The organism is Halobacillus sp. A1-3, from assembly GCF_050971765.1.
Taxonomy (GTDB): Bacteria; Bacillota; Bacilli; order Bacillales; family Halobacillaceae; genus Halobacillus; species Halobacillus mangrovi_B.
Map to the genome: position 1 here is coordinate 73,235 of NZ_JBPCEO010000010.1, position 21,416 is coordinate 94,650.

17 protein-coding genes are annotated in these 21,416 nt (G+C 41.5%); 16 read left to right on the forward strand and 1 reads right to left on the reverse strand.

Annotated elements, in window-relative coordinates:
- Positions 1-4: 4 nt before the first annotated feature.
- From dnaE to ACRYKC_RS17040, 8 genes are all read left to right on the forward strand, one after another.
- Positions 5-3,358 carry a DNA polymerase III subunit alpha gene (dnaE, locus tag ACRYKC_RS17005; protein ID WP_433808504.1) on the forward strand — a complete coding sequence of 1,118 codons (3,354 nt, stop codon included), beginning with the start codon at positions 5-7 and terminating at the stop codon, positions 3,356-3,358.
- Between the two features lie 133 nt (positions 3,359-3,491).
- Positions 3,492-4,727, forward strand: a complete 1,236-nt coding sequence (gene ystJ / locus ACRYKC_RS17010; protein ID WP_433808506.1) for an NADP-dependent malic enzyme — start codon at positions 3,492-3,494, stop codon at positions 4,725-4,727.
- 94 nt (positions 4,728-4,821) lie between these two features.
- Positions 4,822-5,421 (forward strand): FadR/GntR family transcriptional regulator, encoded by a 600-nt coding sequence (locus ACRYKC_RS17015; RefSeq protein ID WP_433808508.1) that lies wholly within the window; start codon positions 4,822-4,824, stop codon positions 5,419-5,421.
- Between the two features lie 95 nt (positions 5,422-5,516).
- On the forward strand, positions 5,517-6,377 hold the full coding sequence (gene accD, locus ACRYKC_RS17020; protein ID WP_433808510.1) for an acetyl-CoA carboxylase, carboxyltransferase subunit beta: 861 nt from the start codon (positions 5,517-5,519) through the stop codon (positions 6,375-6,377).
- A complete protein-coding gene (gene accA, locus ACRYKC_RS17025; RefSeq protein WP_433808512.1) occupies positions 6,374-7,336 on the forward strand; it encodes an acetyl-CoA carboxylase carboxyl transferase subunit alpha in 963 nt (320 codons plus the stop codon). The genes accD and accA overlap by 4 nt, the downstream gene beginning before the upstream one ends.
- A 234-nt stretch (positions 7,337-7,570) precedes the next feature.
- Positions 7,571-8,530: a 6-phosphofructokinase gene (pfkA, locus tag ACRYKC_RS17030; protein WP_433808514.1), complete on the forward strand. Its 960-nt coding sequence runs from the start codon at positions 7,571-7,573 to the stop codon at positions 8,528-8,530.
- 29 nt (positions 8,531-8,559) lie between these two features.
- Positions 8,560-10,323, forward strand: coding sequence for a pyruvate kinase (gene pyk, locus ACRYKC_RS17035; protein ID WP_433808516.1), 1,764 nt, complete (start codon positions 8,560-8,562; stop codon positions 10,321-10,323).
- Between the two features lie 133 nt (positions 10,324-10,456).
- Entirely contained in the window at positions 10,457-10,849 is a 393-nt protein-coding gene (locus tag ACRYKC_RS17040) for an FxsA family protein (protein WP_433808518.1), read from the forward strand.
- 32 nt (positions 10,850-10,881) lie between these two features.
- On the opposite strand, the gene ytvI is transcribed toward ACRYKC_RS17040, so the two are convergent.
- Positions 10,882-11,994: a sporulation integral membrane protein YtvI gene (ytvI, locus tag ACRYKC_RS17045; RefSeq protein WP_433808520.1), complete on the reverse strand. Its 1,113-nt coding sequence runs from the start codon at positions 11,992-11,994 to the stop codon at positions 10,882-10,884.
- 267 nt (positions 11,995-12,261) lie between these two features.
- Here ytvI and citZ point away from each other — a divergent pair, with 267 nt between their 5' ends.
- From citZ to hflC, 8 genes are all read left to right on the forward strand, one after another.
- Positions 12,262-13,377 (forward strand): citrate synthase, encoded by a 1,116-nt coding sequence (gene citZ, locus ACRYKC_RS17050; protein ID WP_433808522.1) that lies wholly within the window; start codon positions 12,262-12,264, stop codon positions 13,375-13,377.
- A gap of 120 nt (positions 13,378-13,497) precedes the next feature.
- Complete coding sequence (gene icd, locus ACRYKC_RS17055; RefSeq protein WP_433808524.1) at positions 13,498-14,772, forward strand: NADP-dependent isocitrate dehydrogenase; 1,275 nt, start codon at positions 13,498-13,500, stop codon at positions 14,770-14,772.
- 22 nt (positions 14,773-14,794) lie between these two features.
- Positions 14,795-15,733 (forward strand): malate dehydrogenase, encoded by a 939-nt coding sequence (gene mdh, locus ACRYKC_RS17060; protein WP_433808526.1) that lies wholly within the window; start codon positions 14,795-14,797, stop codon positions 15,731-15,733.
- Between the two features lie 76 nt (positions 15,734-15,809).
- Positions 15,810-16,286: a MaoC family dehydratase gene (locus ACRYKC_RS17065; protein WP_433808528.1), complete on the forward strand. Its 477-nt coding sequence runs from the start codon at positions 15,810-15,812 to the stop codon at positions 16,284-16,286.
- A 549-nt stretch (positions 16,287-16,835) separates the two neighbouring features.
- Positions 16,836-17,531 (forward strand): response regulator transcription factor, encoded by a 696-nt coding sequence (locus ACRYKC_RS17070; protein WP_433808530.1) that lies wholly within the window; start codon positions 16,836-16,838, stop codon positions 17,529-17,531.
- Complete coding sequence (gene pnpS, locus ACRYKC_RS17075) at positions 17,532-19,286, forward strand: two-component system histidine kinase PnpS (RefSeq protein ID WP_433808532.1); 1,755 nt, start codon at positions 17,532-17,534, stop codon at positions 19,284-19,286. It abuts the gene before it with no gap.
- Between the two features lie 249 nt (positions 19,287-19,535).
- On the forward strand, positions 19,536-20,498 hold the full coding sequence (gene hflK, locus ACRYKC_RS17080; protein ID WP_433808534.1) for an FtsH protease activity modulator HflK: 963 nt from the start codon (positions 19,536-19,538) through the stop codon (positions 20,496-20,498).
- On the forward strand, positions 20,491-21,414 hold the full coding sequence (hflC, locus tag ACRYKC_RS17085) for a protease modulator HflC (protein WP_433808536.1): 924 nt from the start codon (positions 20,491-20,493) through the stop codon (positions 21,412-21,414). The genes hflK and hflC overlap by 8 nt, the downstream gene beginning before the upstream one ends.
- Positions 21,415-21,416: the final 2 nt, after the last annotated feature.

Here is a 21,416-nt window from a genome sequence, read left to right on the forward strand (position 1 = left end):
CGACATGACTTTTACACATTTACATATACAAAGTGGTTACAGTTTAATGAACAGCACGATCAATGTTGAGCAGCTGGCTTCCCGTGCCAAAGAGCTAGGATATCAATCTATTGCCTTGACGGATAAAGATATCATGAGTGGTTCTGTTGCTTTTTATCAAGCATGTAAACGGCACGGGCTCAAACCGATCATTGGGCTGAAGGTGGACGTGCAAACTGATTCCGGTCCAATGCCAACGCTTTTCTTGGCAATGGATCACTTTGGTTACCAGAATTTAATGAAGATCAGTTCTTGGATTCATACAAAAGAGGACAAGATTCATATTGACCAGATGTCCAGCTTTTCAACAGGGTTGATTGCGATCATTCTGACTTCTATGAGTTCGGTAGCGGAGTTATTAACAGGACGGAATTTTTCAGAAGCGCAAGCAGCGTTGCAGTCCTTTTTTGATCTTTTTCAAAAGAAACAAGTGTATTTAAGTATTCAAGATAGTGACTTACGCTCTGAAAAGCAGCTGCACAAACCATTAAAAGAATGGTCCGAACAGGATAGCATACAAGTGACAGCTGTCGGCGATGTCCGATATATAGAGCAGGAAGATGCAGAAGCCTATCTATCTCTGAGAGCTTTGGATGAAGGGAATAGACTGCCTCCTGCTATTGATACGAATAACTATCATCAATACTTGAAGCCCCCTGAAGAGATGATAGCTTATTTTAAAGATTGGTGGCCGGAGGTCCTTAAAGCAACAGAAAATATTGAAGGGAAATGTAAGCTGGAACTGGACCTTGACCAGCAGCTGCTCCCTTCATATCCCACACCTGAAGGGCAGGATGCTGCAAGCTATTTACGAAATTTATGCGAAGAAGCCCTTGAATCCAAATATAAGAATCATCAGCAATCTGCCCATAAACGCTTAGAACACGAGTTGAACATTATCAATTCAATGGGTTTTAACGACTATTTCTTAATTGTTTGGGATTTTATTGCTTATGCGAGAGAGAACGGAATACAAGCAGGCCCAGGTCGTGGTTCAGCTGCGGGATCGATTGTAGCCTATCTTTTAGATATCACTCAGGTGGATCCTATTGCATACGGGTTGCTTTTTGAAAGATTTCTTAATCCTGAGCGTATTACAATGCCGGATATTGACATCGATTTTCCTGATCACCGAAGAGATGAAGTGATTGAGTATGTAGCAGAGAAATATGGGAAACGACATGTGGCCCAAATTTGTACATTTGGAACGTTTGCAGCAAGAAGTGTTTTGAGAGATTTGTTCAAAGTGATGGCGATCGACGAAAGCGATGCTGCCTTTATCTTGAAGCAAATACCTAAGGGGCCAAGTGATTCGCTCGTTAACATTGTGCAAAAATCTGAACCCTTGAGAGAGTATATTCGAAATTCTGACCGCCTAAGACGTCTTTTTAAAGTGGCCGCAAAGTTGGAAGGCCTTCCGCGTCATGTTTCAACTCATGCGGCAGGGGTAGTCATAAGTGAACAACCTTTGGTTCAATACACGGCTTTAATGAAAGGTCAGGGTAATGTCAATTTGACTCAACTCGCCATGGGGGAGTTGGAAAGGATAGGTCTCTTAAAAATAGACTTTTTAGGTTTGAGAAATCTATCGTTCATTGAAAGAATCGAGAACAAGATCAGGAGGTTTGAGGATTCAAACTTTTCCATAGGGCATGTGCCATTTACAGATAGAGATACATTTTCGTTATTAAAAGAGGGTAAAACAAATGGCGTCTTCCAGTTGGAATCCCAGGGGATGAAAAGTGTCCTCACTCGTTTAAAACCCTCACACTTTGAGGACATCGTTGCTGTTAACGCCCTTTATCGTCCTGGCCCAATGGAATATATTCAAACCTATATCGATCGTAAGCAAAAGCGCGAAGAAGTACATTATCCTCATCCTGACATCGAACCGATTTTAAGACACACGTATGGGGTGCTCATTTATCAAGAGCAGATTATGGAAGTTGCTCAAACAATAGCTGGGTACAAGCTCGGAGAGGCAGATCTGTTAAGAAGAGCGGTAAGTAAAAAGCAAGCAAATGTTTTACAGGAACAAAAAGACCACTTCATCCAAAAAGCTAAAGAGAACGGTTACACAGATACTGTAGCCAACCAATTATTTGAATGGATTGTTAAATTCTCCAATTACGGCTTTAACCGAAGCCATGCAGTAGCTTACAGTTTTATTTCCTATTGGCTAGCCTATATGAAGGCTCATTACCCATCCTACTTTTTAGCAGAACTACTCAATGCTCACATGGGAGACCGGGAGAAGTTGGCAGTTTATATAAGAGAGGCTAAGGATTTTAACTCAGAGGTGAAAGCTCCTTCTATTAACAACAGTCACGCCTTTTGCCAGGATGAAGGGGGTTCCATTCGGATGGGACTGCTAGCCATTAAAGGTGTAGGTTTTCAAGCAGTGGAGGCAGTTGTTGAAGAAAGAAAGAATGGTAAATTCAAGCATTTGAACGATTTCTGTCTTAGAGTCGGATCCAAAGCGGTAAACAGGTCAGTGATCGAATCCTTAATATTGGCTGGTGCCTTCGATGAGATCGAAACAAACAGAGCCGGTCTACTTGCAAGCATAGATCAAGCTCTTGAACAAGGTGAATTGTTTAAAGAGTTTCATGATCAGCCTGGCCTTTTTGAAGCAGATCTGGATTTAGGTGATCAAACAATCGAGGTTGAGCCATTCCCAGTGTTAAAAAGGTTGGCAATGGAGAAAGAAGTTCTCGGCACATATTTATCAGAGCATCCACTCGAAATTCATAGAAAGAAGTTGAGGACAAACGGGTTTGTATCTGTCATGCATTCTTATAAGGTTCAACATCACCGTAAACTGAAATTAGCTGCAGTGATTGAAACGATCAAAGAGATCCGCACAAAGCGGGGAGACCCCATGGCATTTTTAACAATTAGTGATGAAACATCGGAAATCGATGTCGTGATCTTTCCCGAGTTGTACCGTAGTGTAAAACCTTGGCTCAGTGAACAGATGCTCGTTTTGCTTGAAGGAAAAGTAGAAGAGCGACGAAATACGTTGCAAATCATCGTTTCTGAAATGACAGAATTTCATGAGCAGGATCTAGTTCAGCCACCAGCCCAAAGATTATTTATTAAAGTCGACAGAGTGCATGAGAATGAGGCCATCTCCAAGATCAAAGAGACTGCAGCGTATTTCCCGGGGAATACCCCAGTGGTAATTGTCCGCTCCGAGGATCGAAAAACTTATCAATTAGGCGAAACCTATGCCATGGATTCTTCCAGGGACTGTTTGCGTCAGTTAAATCAATATTTTGGCAAGGAGTCTGTGGCATTGCGAGCCTTTAGAAAATAGTACCTATTACAGATTCTTAGCCCGTATTTTTGTAATTCTTTACACGATATATTCATCTGTTATAATTAAGGAGTTGATGGTGGTCTGACCACCCGGAACGGCTTTATTTTATTAGTTAAAGGAGCGAGTAGTCGTGTCAAATTTGCGAGATGAAGCACTGCATATACACCGCGTTAACAAAGGTAAACTAGAAACTCATTCCAAAGTTCCGGTAAGGAATGCTAGAGATTTAAGTCTGGCTTATTCTCCTGGCGTTGCCGAGCCATGTAAGGAAATTTATGACCACAAAGAAACCGTTTATGACTATACCATGAAAGGAAACATGGTAGCGGTTGTCAGTGACGGATCAGCTGTTCTTGGACTTGGAAATATTGGTCCTGAAGCTGCCCTGCCTGTAATGGAAGGGAAAGCAGCCTTGTTTAAAAGTTTCGCTGGGGTGGATGCCTTTCCAATTTGCTTAAATACAAGAGACATTGACCAAATTGTCCAAACCGTCAAGCTGATGGAACCTACCTTTGGAGGCGTGAACTTAGAAGACATTGCTGCTCCAAATTGTTTTATCATAGAAGATCGCTTGAAGAAGGAAACAAACATACCCATCTTTCATGATGATCAGCATGGGACAGCTATTGTAACTGTTGCGGGGTTAATGAACGCACTGAAGATTACTGGAAAATCTTTCTCTGAGATCAAAGTCGTAGCAAATGGTGCAGGCGCGGCTGGAATTGCTATCATAAAATTACTTTATCATTTCGGTGTGCGAGATATTATTATGTGTGACTCTAAAGGTGCCGTCTTTGAGGGGCGCGACTATGGAATGAATGACGTTAAAGATGAAATTGCTAAGATTACCAATAAAGACCGTGTTGAAGGTAATTTGGAGGAAGTTATGGAAGGTGCTGACGTATTCATTGGTGTGTCCGTTGGAGGCCTCCTTTCCAAGGAAATGGTCTCTCGTATGAATGATGATTCTATCATTTTTGCAATGGCTAACCCTGAACCGGAAATTATGCCTGATGATGCCAAAGAAGCAGGCGCTCGTGTTATTGGTACAGGACGTTCAGATTTTCCAAACCAAGTGAATAATGTCCTTGCTTTTCCTGGGATCTTCCGGGGAGCCCTGGACGTGCGGGCTACCCGTATCAATGAAAAAATGAAAATAGCTGCGGCTGAAGCAATTGCTTCTCTCGTAAGTGAAGACGAACTAAGCGAAGATTATGTCATTCCTGCTCCATTTGATTCTCGCGTAGCCCCTGCTGTCGCAGCCAGCGTTGCAAAAGCTGCCATGGAATCGGGTGTTGCGAGACACCACGTGGATCCAGAGGAAGTAGCAGAAAAAACGCGTCAAATGACTTTAATTGATGAGTAAACCGTTTGGTGATGGGTAAGGAGAAAAGCTGTTACAGCTTTTCTCCTTACATAAGTAGGAAACATTTTTCAATTAAAAGGAGTGACCATAGGTTGTGACCCGTGCGCAAAAAGGGAAAGTCTATGAAGGCGTATTAGATCAATTAAAGTCTTATATTGAATATCACCATTTAAAACCTGGCGACAAATTACCCTCTGAGCGGGAGCTTAGCGAGCAATTGAATGTAGGGAGGTCTTCAATAAGAGAAGCTTTACGTGCAATGGAACTTCTCGGTCTTATCGAAACGAGACGAGGAGAAGGGACGTTTATGAGAGCTTATCGTCCTCACCATATGGTTGAGCTTTTATCAAATTTTTTATTGAACGAGTCGAGGACGAGGGAAGAACTCTTCACAGCTAAGCAGATGCTTGAAAAAGAAGTAGTCATGAGATTGTTAGAAAAGCTTAATGATAAAGATTTGGATATGATCGAAAAAATCATAGAAAATAAAGAAAAAGAGAAGCTCCATGAAGAATTCTTTCAATTTTTATTTGAACGGAGTGGACAGCCTCTCTTACTGTCGATGTGGCAGTTCATTTATGGCTTTACTCATACAGTCCATGACATTCAGTATGAAAGATCTTGGTATCAGAAAGTGGCTAAAGTATTGAAAACAGGAGACCAGATTAAGGTTCTTCAATTATTTTATTCTTAGTCCGTCGAAATCATTCGACACGTTCACCGAGATTATGTAACTACTTTTTTGTATATTGGACAGAAAGGAAGCTTTGTCCCAAAGGAGGAATCACCTTGCTAAGAGACTTTTTCAGCAAGAAAAAAAGATATGCATCCATTCCTAGACAGGAAGCAAAGCAGGATGTACCTGAAGGTCTGATGCAAAAATGCCCAAATTGTCAAAAGATCTTCTACAGAAAAGAACTAAATAGAAATATGAACGTCTGCCCACATTGCGATCACCATCATCGATTGAGCGCATACGAAAGAATTCAACACCTCTTTGATGAAGGCTCCTTTGAAGAGTGGGACAAGCAGATGATCTCAAGCAACCCTCTTGAATTTCCAGAGTATGAGGAGAAGCTTGAAAAAGATCGTATTAAATCAGACTTAAATGAGGCTGTTGTCACAGGGAAAGCATCATTATCAGGCATGCCTGCAGCGGTTGCTGTCATGGACGCCCGTTTTCGAATGGGCAGCATGGGCTCTGTGGTAGGTGAAAAAATAACGAACGCTATTGAAAATGCTAGAAAAGAACAAATCCCGTTTATCATTTTCACGGCTTCAGGTGGAGCACGAATGCAGGAAGGCGTTCTCAGTTTAATGCAGATGGGCAAAACATCCGTTGCCTTACAACGCCTGCATGCTGATGGGGGTTTGTTCATCTCTGTGATGACTCACCCAACAACTGGAGGGGTCTCAGCGAGTTTTGCATCGTTGGGAGATTATAATTTCGCTGAGCCTGGAGCTCTCATCGGGTTTGCAGGGCGCAGAATTATTGAACAAACGATTCGTGAAAAGCTGCCTGAAGATTTCCAAACAGCCGAATTTTTATTAGAACACGGCCAGCTTGATCGTGTTGTCCATCGTCATGAGTTGAAGAAAACTCTAACAACAGTACTCGACATTCATTCTCCAGGAGGTGAAGAAGCGTGAAGCATGTCCTTGACTTTGAAAAACCTGTAATTGAACTTCGTGAAAAAATTGCTGATCTGAAAAAGATGACAGAAAATAGTGAGATGGATTTAAGCGAAGAAATCAAAACACTAGAGAAAAGGCTAGAAAAACTAGAAACCGATGTATATGACCGTATGCAGCCATGGGATCGCGTTCAAATGGCCAGACATCCGGAAAGACCGACCACGCTGGATTATATTGAACATCTCTTCACTGACTTCTTAGAACTCCATGGAGATCGTGTATATGGTGATGACGAAGCGATTGTTTCTGGAATCGCAAAGTTCAATGGCAAACCTGTAACGGTTATCGGACATCAAAGAGGAAAAGATACAAAAGAGAATATCCGCAGAAATTTTGGTATGCCTCATCCAGAGGGATATCGTAAAGCCTTGCGTTTAATGAAGCAGGCTGAGAAATTCAAAAGACCAATCGTTACATTCATTGATACAAAAGGAGCCTATCCAGGAAAGGCTGCAGAGGAACGTGGACAGAGTGAAGCTATTGCTCGAAATCTTTTAGAAATGGGCGGGCTTACTGTACCTATCATTTGTGTTGTAATCGGAGAAGGAGGGAGTGGTGGAGCTTTAGGTCTGGGAATCGGAGACCGTATTTTTATGTTAGAAAACTCTACGTACTCCGTAATTTCACCAGAAGGAGCATCATCCATTCTTTGGAAAGATTCAAGCCTTGCGCAAAAGGCTGCGGAATCCATGAAGATCACTTCTTATGATTTGAAAGCTTTAGAAGTCATTGATGAGGTTATTCCTGAAATAAGAGGAGGGGCTCATCGAGATATCCCGGCCCAGGCCAAAGAGATAGAAAAAGTGCTTTCAAGATCATTAGATGAACTGGACGAATTGAACGAAAACCAGTTATTGGAAGGGCGTTTCGTTAAGTATAAAAACATTGGCGATTATACCTATCTTGATTTATAATAATAGTCGGTAAAAATAATAATACTCAACCTAAGAAGGAGAAGTCGCACAACCAGGTGCGGCTTTTCGCATCTTAAGAGGATGGTAACGCTATCATTACAGTTTATTTATGCAAACCCCCCTTTTACAAAGCACTCTTTTGGTACACACTAAAAAGAAGAGTGAACGCGAAAAGGTTTCAAATATTCTTTGACTGGGGACAAAATAACTAGTATATTTTTTGAGGTGATGAGGATGAAGAAAATAGGCGTACTTACAAGTGGTGGCGACGCACCTGGTATGAATGCTGCCATTCGTGCAGTCGTACGTAAAGCGATCTTTCATGGTCTGGAAGTCTATGGAGTCAAATATGGCTTTCAAGGTTTAATTGATGGAAACATAGAAAAAATGGAACTAGGTTCTGTTGGTGATATAATCCAGCGTGGAGGGACAAAGCTTTACTCTGCTCGCTGTGAAGAATTCAAAACAGAAGAAGGCCAATTAAAAGGAATCGAGCAGTTAAAAAAACACGGAATTGAAGGATTAATCGTTATCGGTGGCGATGGTTCCTTCATGGGTGCCAAGAAATTGACTGAAAAAGGATATCCATGCATTGGAGTGCCAGGTACTATCGATAATGATATTCCTGGAACTGATTTCACAATTGGTTTTGACACAGCATTAAACACCATTATTGATGCAATTGATAAAATTCGTGACACAGCTACTTCACATGAGCGGACGTATGTCATCGAGGTTATGGGACGTGACGCGGGTGACTTAGCCTTGTGGGCTGGCCTTGCCGATGGTGCAGAGTCAGTATTGATCCCTGAAGCTGAAGATGAATTTGAAGATGTAATCGATCGACTGAAGCGTGGTCATGACCGTGGTAAAAAACACAGTATCATTATTGTGGCTGAAGGTGTCGGAAGCGGTGTTGATTTTGGTAGAAAAATCAAAGAAGCTGTGAATCTTGAAACACGTGTAACTGTACTCGGCCACACTCAGCGAGGCGGCTCACCTTCAGCGTCAGACCGAGTTCTTGCAAGTCGCTTAGGGGCTCATGCTGTCGATCTTCTTCTTGATGGTAAAGCTGGCCGTATGGTAGGTATATTGCAAAATAAATTAGTAGATCATGATATCGTAGAAATTCTTAGCACGAAGCATGAAGTAGACCTTGACATGTATCGTCTTTCAAAAGAATTGTCCATATAAACGTAAGAGATACAAGAGGAGGAAGAAGTATGTTCAGAAAAACAAAAATTGTAAGCACGATTGGGCCTGCATCGGAGTCCGTAGAAAAACTTACTGAGCTTATTCAAGCGGGTATGAATGTAGCTCGATTGAATTTTTCTCATGGAGATTTTGAAGAGCACGGTGCACGTATTAAAAACATCCGTGAGGCTGCATCTTCTACAGGAAAAACGGTAGCGATTCTTCTTGATACAAAAGGTCCGGAAATTCGCACAGGTACGTTAAAAGATGGTGAGGTTTATCTTGAAAAGGGTTCTACAGCCTACGTAACCATGGAAGATATTGAAGGAGATGCAGAGCGCTTTTCTGTTACTTATCCAGGATTGATCAATGATGTACACCCTGGCTCTAAAATTCTTCTGGATGATGGATTAGTTGAACTTCAGGTAGAAGAAATTCTTAAAGATAAAAATGAAATTAAAACGACCGTATTAAACAATGGACCTTTGAAAAATAAAAAGGGCGTAAACGTACCAAATGTGAGCGTTAATCTCCCGGGTATCACTGATAAAGATGCGGCTGATATTGAATTTGGAATTGAACAAGGAATCGACTTTATTGCGGCGTCCTTCGTGCGTCGTGCTTCCGACGTGCTCGAAATTAAAGAATTGCTTGAAAAGCACGATGCATTGGATATTCAGATCATTCCTAAGATCGAAAACCAAGAAGGCGTCGATAACATCGATGAGATCCTTGAAGTAAGTGACGGATTAATGGTAGCCCGTGGCGACCTTGGTGTAGAAATTCCTGCCGAGGATGTACCGCTTGTTCAGAAACAATTGATCCGTAAATGCAATAAAGCTGGTAAGCCAGTAATTACAGCTACGCAGATGCTTGATTCGATGCAACGTAATCCTCGCCCGACTCGTGCAGAGGCTTCTGATGTTGCGAACGCTATTTTCGATGGCACAGATGCGATCATGCTTTCTGGCGAAACAGCAGCAGGTGATTATCCTGTAGAAGCTGTACAGACGATGCATAACATTGCAAGCAAGACAGAGACAGGTTTAAACTATAAAGCCATTCTTGAAGATCGTTCTAAGCATAGTGATATGACAATTACCGATGCAATCAGCCAGTCTGTTACTCACACAGCGATTAACTTGGACGCCAATGCGGTTGTAACCCCTACAGAAAGTGGTCATACGGCCCGCATGATTTCTAAATATCGTCCAAGAGCTCCGATTGTTGCGATTACTTCGAGTGAAAAAGTAAACCGAAAATTGTCCCTTGTTTGGGGTGTCTATGCAGTAATGGGACCACGTGCATATTCTACTGATGATATGTTGGATGTAGCTGTGGAAAGAAGTCTTGCATCTGGATTAGCTTCACGTGGAGACCGTATTATTATTACAGGTGGAGTACCTGTAGGTGAAAGCGGCACGACAAACTTGATGAAAGTTCACGTGATCGGCGATGTTCTTGTAAAAGGACAAGGAGTTGGCCAGAAGAGTGCGTATGGCCGTGCGATTGTAGCTAAAGATGCCAAGGATGCCCTTGCTCGTGTAGAGGATGGAGATATTCTAGTCACGCATGGTACAGACCGAGATATGATGGAAGCAATCGAGAGAGCTGCTGGTATTGTTACAATCGAAGCAGGCTTGACTTCCCACGCTGCAGTCGTTGGCTTAAGTCTTGGTATTCCTGTAGTCGTAGGTGTACAAGATGCAATGAACATTATTAAAGACGGTTCAGACATCACCATCGATAGTTCTCGTGGAGACATCTACGAGGGACATGCAAGTGTTCTATAAAGAGTTTCTTAAGACAGGAGAGTAAAAAGACCTCTCCTGTCTTTTTTATACTGTTTGATAGGGTACTTTTCTTTATATACATCCAATTTCAAGTTATACTAAGGAAAATTGGCATCAGAAAGGAACGATCATCATGTTTCGCTGGTTATTATTATTTATCTTGATCGTACCTGCATTAGAAATCGGGTTACTCATATGGGCTGGGAACTGGCTGGGACCATGGTGGGTAATTTTACTGATCATATCTACAGGTGTTCTTGGGGCTTGGCTTGCTAAGCAGCAAGGGTTGGAAACGATTAGGAACGTTCAAAATTCTATGTCCATGGGCCAAGTTCCACAGGATGCTCTTTTAGATGGGGCATGTATTTTAGTAGGCGGAGCAGTGCTATTGACTCCTGGGTTTATTACGGACGCAATAGGGTTCTTACTCCTCATTCCAGCTACGCGGTCTCCTTTGAAGCGTGTGATAAGAAAAGCCATTACTAAAATGATGAATAATGGTTCGGTAACGATATATCGAAGATGACAAAAAAGCTCCTTCTACATTTGGGAAGGAGCTTAATTTGTGCCTTTTATAAAAAACCAAATCATAGATAAAATGCCGCTCTCATACATGGTTTTGATTAGGACTAGAAGAAATGGACTAATAATTATTCCATATAGCCCAAACAATTGAAAACCCGCAAACAGACTGATTAGCAGTAAAATCGGTGGCACTCCAAATTGGACGGATAATAACTTTGGTTCTAATACTTGGCGAGTAATAAGAACAATTACATAGATCGTTATGAGTGATAGGGCCATTTCAATCTCTCCGCTTAGAAACTGATAGATGCCCCAGGGGAGGAAGATCACACCTGTTCCGATATATGGAATAAAATCCACTAATGCAGCAAATAAAGTAATAGTGACGGCATAGGGAACTTGGATAATACTTAATCCAATACCGATGATGGCAGTGGAAATTGAAACCATGATCAGCTGGGCTCTAACTACCCCGCCAATCGTTTGCTTGATCGCTGCGGGAACTTGCTTTGCTTTACTAAAAATCTTGTCAGGAACAAGCATTGTAAGGCCATTCATAATCTTGTCCCAATCTTTAGCAAAGAAAAATGTAGCGAGGACACCGAACAAGATGGTTGCCAGTGAACCAGGCAGACTTGCAAGAAGGGAAGTCAAGCCTGTGAAAATATTATTTAATACCTCTGCTCCTGTATTACTTGCTTTGATTTTTACTACTTCAAGGTAATCCAAAAGAGAATGCTGTTGCTGCTGAGTCAATCGTCCAACCACGCTCTCTATTTTAGCAATGAGAGGGGTGAAGATCTCAGTTACTCTGTCCATCGTATAAGCAATTAAGTTCTCGGCATGGCCAGGAAGACCGTGAGACAGGTGAGCAAGACCCCTTACAAATTCAGCAATTAGAAGCGTAATAAGGGATAGACCTAACAGGCTAAGCAGAAGCATAATGAATAAAACGGCAACTACACGTGGAAGTCGAAACCTTTTTTCTATGAGTTTAATAAAAGGTTGTATGAACCATGCCAAAAGAAAGGCAATATAAAACGGATAGAGATAAGGTATGGATGTAAATACAATGAAAACAATTATAGCAAAAGATAGACAAACAAAACCAAAGCGTAACAATTGATGAATGTGAAGATGATCCATGTGAAAAATCTCCTTTAACACATAAAAAATTGTAGAAATGCAGAAATACAGGACTTTATCACTTATCGATTTACAAGATCAGCCAAATTTGGATGGGGAATTTTGATAAATCCTAGTGAAATTAACCGGTTTCAATTCACATTCTCTTCAGAATACTTTATAATTGTGTGTGGGGTTCACTTCCTAAATATTTCATACAGAATAAGTAAAGCGTTTTCTCACCGACTGGGTGAGAAGCATTGGAATTATTTCAAAAGGAGAGATTGTATGTCATCAACTAAAGGTCTTGAAGGAATTACCGCAACTGAATCATCGATAAGCTCAATTATTGACGATAAATTGACGTATGTTGGATACGATATCGATGATTTAGCAAATAACTCAAGCTTTGAAGAAGTTGTCTACCTTCTTTGGAATCAAAAGCTACCAAATTCAGATGAACTGAACCAATTCAAAAAAGAGTTAATCTCCAATATGGACATCCCTAAAGAAGTGATAGATCATTTGAAATCATATGATCTATCCACTGTTCACCCAATGGCAGCTCTAAGAACAGCTGTTTCTATGTTAGGTCTCCATGATCCAGAATCCGACGTAATGGAAGAAGATGCGAACAAGCGAAAAGCAATCCGTTTGCAAGCGAAAATTCCTACGGTTGTGACAGCATTCGCACGAATTCGTAATGGAGAAGAACCAGTTTCTCCTAAAGAGGATTTGAGTTTTGCTGCGAACTTCCTATATATGCTGAATGGTAAGGATCCAGAAGGCGTAGAGGAAAAAGCATTCAATAAAGCACTTGTACTACATGCAGACCATGAATTGAATGCCTCAACATTTACAGCCCGCGTATGTGTAGCTACTCTATCAGATATCTATTCTGGTGTGACAGCTGCCATCGGAGCGTTGAAAGGTCCTCTTCACGGTGGAGCGAATGAGCGTGTGATGAAGATGCTTACAGAGATCGGTTCTGTAGACAATGCTATTCCGGCAATTGAGAAAAAACTAGAAAATAAAGAAAAGATCATGGGTATGGGCCACCGCGTCTATCGCAAAGGTGATCCGCGTGCGAAACATTTGAAAGAAATGTCTCGTCAGCTAACTGAATTAACAGGTCAATCTAAATACTACGAAATGTCTATTAAAATCGAAGATTATATTAAAGAAAATAAAGGTCTCCCAGCTAACGTGGACTTTTATTCTGCTTCGGTTTACCACAGCCTTGGAATCGATCACGACATTTTCACACCAATCTTTGCGGTAAGCCGTGTATCCGGATGGCTGGCACACATTCTTGAACAGTATGCGGACAACCGTTTGATCCGTCCTCGTGCTGAATACGTAGGACCTAAAGGACAGACTTATACTCCAATCGAAGAACGATAAATGACAATGGATGGAGGCTCGTCTCCTCTTCACTTTTTAATTCATTTAATATAACGTATGATAGTAGAGGATGATCAATCCCTTAAATCATTGAATGCAAAAATTTTAGGAGGGTTAATGTTGACACAAGCACAGAAAATCACAGTAGAACAAAACGGAGAACTGAATACACCTGACCGCCCAATTATTCCTTTCATCGAGGGGGACGGAATTGGACCAGATATTTGGGCAGCAGCAAGCCGTGTAATCGAAGCAGCTGTCGATAAAGCCTACAATGGTGAAAAGTCCATCGAATGGAAAGAAGTATTAGCTGGTCAAAAAGCTTACGACCAAACTGGTGAATGGCTTCCGGCAGAGACTCTTGATACAATTCGCGATTACAAAATTGCAATAAAAGGTCCTTTAACGACTCCAATTGGTGGAGGAATTCGTTCCCTGAACGTTGCCCTTCGTCAGGAACTTGACTTATTTACTTGTCTTCGCCCTGTTCGTTATTTCGAGGGTGTACCTTCCCCTGTAAAACGACCTGAAGATACAGATATGGCTATCTTCCGTGAAAATACTGAAGATATTTACGCCGGTATCGAATGGCAAAAAGGCACACCTGAAGTGAAAAAAGTGATCGACTTCTTGCAAAACGAAATGGGTGTACATAACATCCGCTTCCCTGAAACTTCTGGAATCGGTATTAAACCTGTGTCTGAAGAAGGAACAAAACGTCTTGTACGCGCTGCTATTGACTACGCGCTAAACGAAGGGCGTAAAAACGTGACACTTGTGCACAAAGGAAATATCATGAAGTTTACTGAAGGTTCCTTTAAAGCATGGGGATATGAAGTAGCTGAAGAAGAGTATGCGGACAAAGTATTCACATGGGCAGAATATGACCGCATCGTAGAAAAAGAAGGAAAAGAAGCAGCGAACAAAGCGCAGGACGCTGCTGAAGCAGAAGGTAAGCTAATTGTAAAAGATGCGATTGCCGATATCTTCCTGCAACAGATCTTGACTCGTCCAAAAGAGTTTGACGTAGTTGCAACAATGAACTTGAATGGTGATTATATCTCTGACGCGCTTGCAGCTCAAGTTGGTGGAATTGGTATTGCACCGGGAGCTAATATCAACTTCGAAACTGGACATGCTATTTTTGAAGCCACACACGGTACTGCACCTAAATATGCAGGAATGGACAAAGTAAATCCATCTTCTGTCATTCTTTCCGGTGTTCTTATGCTTGAACACTTAGGCTGGAGAGAAGCAGCTGACTTAATTTCCAAATCCATGGATAAAACGATTGGAAGCAAGACAGTAACTTATGACTTCGCTCGTATGATGGAAGGCGCGACTGAAGTAAAATGTTCTGAGTTTGGAGATGCGTTAATTAATAACATGGAATAATGAATAGGGAAAGGGGATCATTATGGCAATTCGCAGAAATAAAATTTCAGTAATCGGTGCTGGCTTTACAGGAGCTACAACAGCTCTTATGGCAGCGCAGAAAGAGCTTGGTGACGTTGTACTTGTTGATATTCCAGATATGGAAGATCCAACAAAAGGTAAAGCTTTAGACATGTTGGAAGCTAGCCCTGTACAAGGCTTTGATGCACAAGTGAAAGGGACTTCTAATTATGAAGATACTAAAGACTCCGACCTTGTGATCATTACAGCAGGTATCGCCCGTAAGCCGGGAATGAGCCGGGATGACCTTGTAAACACCAACTCTAAAATCATGAAAAGTGTGACGAAGGAAATCGTCAAGTATTCTCCAGATTGCTATATCATCGTTCTGACAAACCCAGTCGACGCCATGACATACAGTGTATTCCAGGAAGCTGGTCTTCCGAAGAATCGCGTGATTGGTCAATCCGGTGTCCTGGATACAGCTCGCTTCCGTACCTTTGTTGCTGAAGAGTTGAATGTATCCATCAAGGATGTCACTGGCTTTGTTCTTGGTGGTCACGGTGATGACATGGTCCCACTGACCCGTTATTCTTTTGCAGGTGGAATTCCACTTGAAAAACTGATCTCCAAAGACCGTCTTGACGCAATTGTTGAGCGTACACGGAAAGGCGGCGGAGAAATTGTCGGCCTGCTAGGAAACGGTAGTGCTTACTATGCCCCTGCAGCTTCTCTAGTTCAAATGGCAGAGGCGATTTTAAAAGACCAGCGTCGTATTCTGCCAGCGATTGCTTACCTTGAAGGTGAGTACGGCTATGATGGCATTTACCTTGGTGTACCAACCATTCTAGGTGGTAACGGTATTGAGGAAATTATCGAGCTTGAACTGACCGAAGAGGAAAGAAAACAACTTGATAAATCAGCTGATTCTGTTAAAAATGTTCTAGCTGTATTACAATAAGTAGAGAGGGATTCGAGGTCTGAACCTCGAATCCTTTTTTAACAAAAATAGAAAACGCTTTCACGGAGGTGGGTTTATGTTAGGGAAAAAACGCAAACTCGGAAAAAAGATCAAGGACATAAAAGTAGGGGAGTCATTTACAACTTCATCGACCATTGAAGATCGTGACTTGCTTATGTACCTGGGTCTTACAGATGATGCAAACCCTTTATATATTCAGCATGATTATGCTTCTCAAACCCCTTATAAACGTCCAATTGTTCCAACAGTCATGGTGTTTGGAATGGTTTCTTCCATTGTATCTATGCACTTGCCTGGACCAGGAAGTCATATTACACACCAGGAGTTAGATTATCCGAAGCCTGTCTATCATTATGCCGAAGTACGGTTTAATGTAGAGGTCACAGATATCAATGTGGATGATCATCTGCTCACTTTATATGTAGTCGGTTATGATGAGGAGGGAGACGAAGTAGTCAAAGGTCACTTGACAGTTCAGCCTCCATACGAACCAGCTTCAATGAACGCCAATTCCCTGGAAAACTTCTATTAATTAGAAAGCTTACTTGTTCCATATAAGCCCTCCCATACCTGGAGCCTCACTCTTGGGCCTTCTCGGCCCGTTGCGTCATGAGTGTTAGGGGCGGCAGGAAAACAACTCGCTTTCCTGCGGGGGAACTGGCAAGCCTCCTCGTTCGCTGCGCTCTTTGTGGGGTCTCGCCTATCTCCTTCTCCCGCGGGAGATTCCTGTGGGAATAGAGGTCATGGTGAGATCCCGCAAGGCAAAGCCTCAGGAAGCTCACCGAACTCCCACTGAAAGCGAGTCATTTCCCGGACCTCCAAAGTTCCATCTATGATAACGGACACCTCTTTCTAAAACAAGTCTTCCACTAACCTGCTGATTTTATTGAAGAACAATGATTCTATGGGATGGAAAGAGCCTGATAAGGGTTCTTTTTTTGTTTTTGCATATTAAATCCTATCCTTGTCGCATCCTATTACTAACGTTTTATTAAAATTAGGTAAATTTGTTTATCTTCCGTATTCAAATTGTAAACTTCATTGTATGATGAGGGTAACTTGATGGTAGAGGTGATGGCAGATGGAACAGAAAATTCTAATCGTTGATGATGAAGAATCAATCGTAACACTACTTAAATATAATATCGAACAAGCTGGGTTTGAAACAGAAGTTGCTTATAATGGAACGGATGCATTGGACAAAGCATCTTCCACCTCCTTTGATCTCATTGTCCTTGACGTCATGCTTCCAGGTATGGATGGGATGGACGTTTGTAAGCAGTTAAGGCAAATGCAAGTGAGTACACCGATCTTGATGCTTACGGCAAAAGATGATGAGTTTGATAAAGTACTTGGTCTGGAGCTTGGTGCTGACGATTATTTAACAAAACCGTTCAGCCCACGGGAAGTCGTGGCTAGAATAAAAGCTATTCTACGACGTATGGTCCGTGAACCTGCGGAAGTGGAAGAAAAACATATCCAAATAGCTGATCTGTCTATTTATCCCGATCAGTATGAAGCGACCATCAAAGAGGAACCGCTGACGTTCACTCCTAAAGAGTTTGAGCTTTTGCTTTACCTTGCTCAAAACATAGGAAGAGTGATGTCTAGAGACCAGCTTTTAAGTGCGGTCTGGAATTATGATTTTGCAGGTGACACGAGAATTGTCGACGTCCACGTCAGTCATTTGCGAGAAAAAATAGAGCCTGACACGAAGAAGCCAGTCTATATAAAAACGATTCGTGGTCTTGGCTATAAAATGGAGGAGCCGAAGTAGATGTCCTCTAATACAAGACCACTATTTACCTACACGATTCTTGTTGTCATCGTGATGGTGGGTCTTGGCATATTATTAGCCCAGCTGACCAGGAGTTACTTTATCAACATATTTGAAGAACGTGTGGAAGTAGAGAGCCAATATTTTGCTTCTTATTTAGAAAGGTACACAGCAAATGAAGATGTAAATGAGGATGAACTTTATGAATTCAGTGAACAGCTGAATACGGGAATGGTTTTTATTTCGGATGATGGAGAAGTGCTTATTGATACGGTAGAAGCTATCCAAATCATATCTGAAAGTGAAAAACAGGGAGTGCTCTCAAAAGTAACAGCAGGAAGCAGCGAGATTAGAGAAGGTAAGCTGATGGATAACACTTTCTATTTTCCGATAGAAATCCAAGTGGAAGATACAGAAGGAACTCTTATTCTAATTTCTCCTGTTAAATCTTTGACCAATATTACAAAAAATATTTGGCTTCTGATTGGATTCGTACTATTGCTTGGATTAATAGTCATTTTCTTTATCGGTTATAACGTTTTTTCAAAATATATACGACCCATTCGGGCCGCTTCAAATGTAGCAAACGAACTTGCTAAAGGTAATTATAAGGCTAGAACGTATGAAGGTCACTTTGGTGAAGCAGGGCAGTTAAGCCAATCCATCAACATATTAGCTAGAAACCTTCAAGATATGACGAGTACAAAAGGAATGCAGGAGAACCAACTGGAAGCAGTTATTAACAATATGGGTAATGGACTTGTCCTAATTGATGAGAAAGGCTATATCCTGTTGGTTAATCGTGCTTTTCTCGATACCTTTGGCGGAGAGAAAGAGAATTACATCAGTTATTTGTATCACGATGCCATTCCTCAAACGGCCGTGCATGAGACGGTGCAAAAAATTTATATGTTCGAAGAGACGATCAGTGAAACTTTTGTGCTGCCTGTGAATATTGCTCGCAAACACCTAGAAGTGACGGGGGCACCGATTTTAAGTGAAGATCAGAAGTGGAAAGGAACAGTTCTTGTTTTTCATGATATTACGGAGCTCAAGCAATTGGAGCAGATGCGTAAGGATTTCGTTGCTAATGTTTCTCATGAGTTGAAAACACCAATTACGTCGATCCGTGGTTTTTCTGAAACTCTTCTTGACGGTGCGATGAAAGATGAAGCAATGCTTGAGCAGTTTCTACACATTATCTTGAAGGAAAGCGGCAGACTTCAATCATTGATACAAGACCTGCTTGAACTCTCTAAATTAGAACGGGAAGATTTTTATTTAAATATTGAGCAAGTAGAAATCCAACGTCTGCTTCATGATTTGCTCCCGATTGTTAAACAGCATGCAGATAAAAAAGAAGTCAATCTTCGTACAGAGATCGATGGAGAAACGATTATTCAGGGTGATTCTAGCCGTCTGAAGCAAGTGTTTATGAATTTATTAACGAATGCTATTAACTACACGGGTTCGGAGGGAGAGGTAACCCTCAACTTTAAAGAAAAGGATGATGACATCGTAATATCTATTGCAGATAATGGTGTCGGTATTCCGGAAGAAGAGATCTCCCGGATCTTTGAACGATTCTATCGAGTAGATAAAGCACGAAGCAGAAATTCAGGTGGAACAGGGCTGGGCCTTGCCATTGTTAAACACATTGTGGAAGCTCATCATGGGAAGGTTGATGTGGAGAGTGTTGTCAACGAAGGCACAACATTCCATGTCAGTATCCCAAAGAAGTTTACAAAAACTTAATCTTACATTAAATTAACATTTATATTTCTTTGATACGATACTCATTGAAACCCTTTCATCCAAGGTGTTTTCTCTTTTTAGGCAGAAGCTTCCCTCGCTTCTGCCTTTTTTTACGTTATTAAGTGGAAATATAAACTTACTTTTCTCCCTCACTCCTTTCCACTTTTAATAAAATGTAAAGCCTATGAAACTTTTTTGTAATACTCTCCGTATATGTACTATCAATACATATAAAAAGGGGAAGTGCTTATGAGCTTAAGGCAAATATACAAGTGGGGCGGCCTGGCTATAGCAGCTATTGTATTAATATTCGTTTTAATAACGACTTGGTACACAGTGGATGAGTCTGAGCAAGCCGTTGTTTTAACCTTTGGTAAAGCTGAAGACGGAGTTACTGAGCCGGGGCTGCACTTCAAGATGCCGTGGCCGATTCAGGAAGTAGAGAAGATGTCTAAAGAAACGTTCAGTCTTGATTTCGGTTTTAATGATGGAGAGGACGAAGCAGATAAAGTAACCATGATCACTGGTGATGATAAAATCGTTCAAGCTGATCTCGTCGTTCAATGGAAAATCACCGATCCTAGAGGATATCTATTCGCCTCAGAGGACCCAGAACAAGTCCTGTTTAATGCAACCTCCTCATCCTTGCGAGGCGTAATCGGAAGCAGTGAAATTGATGAAGCTCTGACTTCTGGAAAAGCAGAAATTGAAAACGAAGTTAGAGAGATGCTCGTATCCCTTATTGAGGGCTATGAAGTAGGGATTTCAATTATTGATGTCAAACTGCAGGAAGTAGATCTTCCGAATCAAGAAGTACGTAAAGCCTTTACTAAAGTGACAGACGCTAGAGAGCAGAAGCAAAGTAAAGTCAATGAGGCTGATAAGTACGCTAATCAAAAACGAGAAGAAGCGCTAGGGGAAAAAGATGCGATTATCCAACGAGCAGAAGGGGATAAAGTAGAAAGAATTCAGGACGCAAATGGAGCGGTCTCTCGCTTCAATGCGCTGTTAAGTGAGTACGAAAATAATCAGGATGTCACTCGCGAGCGTTTAGTCATGGAGACACTGGAAGAGGTCCTTCCCCAAGCTAATGTCTACATCATGAATGATGATGGCAATACGATGAAATACTTGCCTTTGAACCAAGGCAATGTACAGAAAGTAACCCCTCCAGCCGGTGAGGACAGCGAGGAGAGTGAAAAGAGTGAGTGACACGATTGATATCAATGAAAAAAAGCCAAAAGATATGAGAAACTACATTAGAGCAGGAGTAACAATAGTGGTCATTGCGGCTCTGATATTGATTGCGATCAACTCAATGATTATTGTAAAAGAAGGAGAATATAAGGTGGTTCGCCAGTTTGGTGATGTAATCAAAATCCATGACGAACCAGGTTTGAAGTTTAAAATCCCTCTTATTCAGGAGGTGTCTACCTTATCTAAAAAGAAAATGGTCTATGATGTAGATGAAAAAGAGATTACTACGCTCGATAAAAAAAGAATGATTATTGATAATTATGCGATCTGGAGTATCTCTGAGCCGGAAAATATGATCTCAAATGCCAGGACGATGGCTAACGCGGAGGCAAGAATGGGCGAGTTTATCTTTTCCATTGTTCGAACAGAACTAGGAAAGATGAATTTCTCAGAAATCATTAACGAAGAAGAAAGCTCCCGAGGGACTTTGAATGATGAAATCACTTCACGTGTCAATGAGTATCTGACGAGAGATAACTATGGGATCGTGGTAGATGATGTACGAATAAAGCGCTCTGATTTACCAGAAGCAAATGAAGAGGCTGTTTTTACCCAAATGATCACAGATAGGGAGAAGATTGCTCAGGAGTACTTGTCTCAAGGGGAAGCAGAGAAAAACAGAACGATGGCTACAGCTGACAGGGAAGTACAGGAAATGCTTTCAACTGCGCGTGCAGAAGCAGAAAAAATACGGGCAGAAGGAGAAAAGGAAGCGGCTCAGATATACAATGAAGCTTTCACCAAGGATCCAGATTTCTATCAGTTATACCGTACACTAGAATCCTATAAACAAACGATAGATGGTGAAACGACAATCATTCTCCCGCAAGATTCTCCTTACACGGAACTGCTGTTAGGCTATTTTGAATAAGC

Coding starts and splice junctions, on each gene's coding strand:
- dnaE (WP_433808504.1), top strand. CDS start 5: ATGACTTTTACACATTTACATATACAAAGTGGTTACAGTTTAATGAAC.
- pfkA (WP_433808514.1), top strand. CDS start 7,571: ATGAAGAAAATAGGCGTACTTACAAGTGGTGGCGACGCACCTGGTATG.
- pyk (WP_433808516.1), top strand. CDS start 8,560: ATGTTCAGAAAAACAAAAATTGTAAGCACGATTGGGCCTGCATCGGAG.
- ACRYKC_RS17040 (WP_433808518.1), top strand. CDS start 10,457: ATGTTTCGCTGGTTATTATTATTTATCTTGATCGTACCTGCATTAGAA.
- ytvI (WP_433808520.1), bottom strand. CDS start 11,994: ATGGATCATCTTCACATTCATCAATTGTTACGCTTTGGTTTTGTTTGT.
- citZ (WP_433808522.1), top strand. CDS start 12,262: ATGTCATCAACTAAAGGTCTTGAAGGAATTACCGCAACTGAATCATCG.
- mdh (WP_433808526.1), top strand. CDS start 14,795: ATGGCAATTCGCAGAAATAAAATTTCAGTAATCGGTGCTGGCTTTACA.
- ACRYKC_RS17065 (WP_433808528.1), top strand. CDS start 15,810: ATGTTAGGGAAAAAACGCAAACTCGGAAAAAAGATCAAGGACATAAAA.
- ACRYKC_RS17070 (WP_433808530.1), top strand. CDS start 16,836: ATGGAACAGAAAATTCTAATCGTTGATGATGAAGAATCAATCGTAACA.
- pnpS (WP_433808532.1), top strand. CDS start 17,532: ATGTCCTCTAATACAAGACCACTATTTACCTACACGATTCTTGTTGTC.
- hflK (WP_433808534.1), top strand. CDS start 19,536: ATGAGCTTAAGGCAAATATACAAGTGGGGCGGCCTGGCTATAGCAGCT.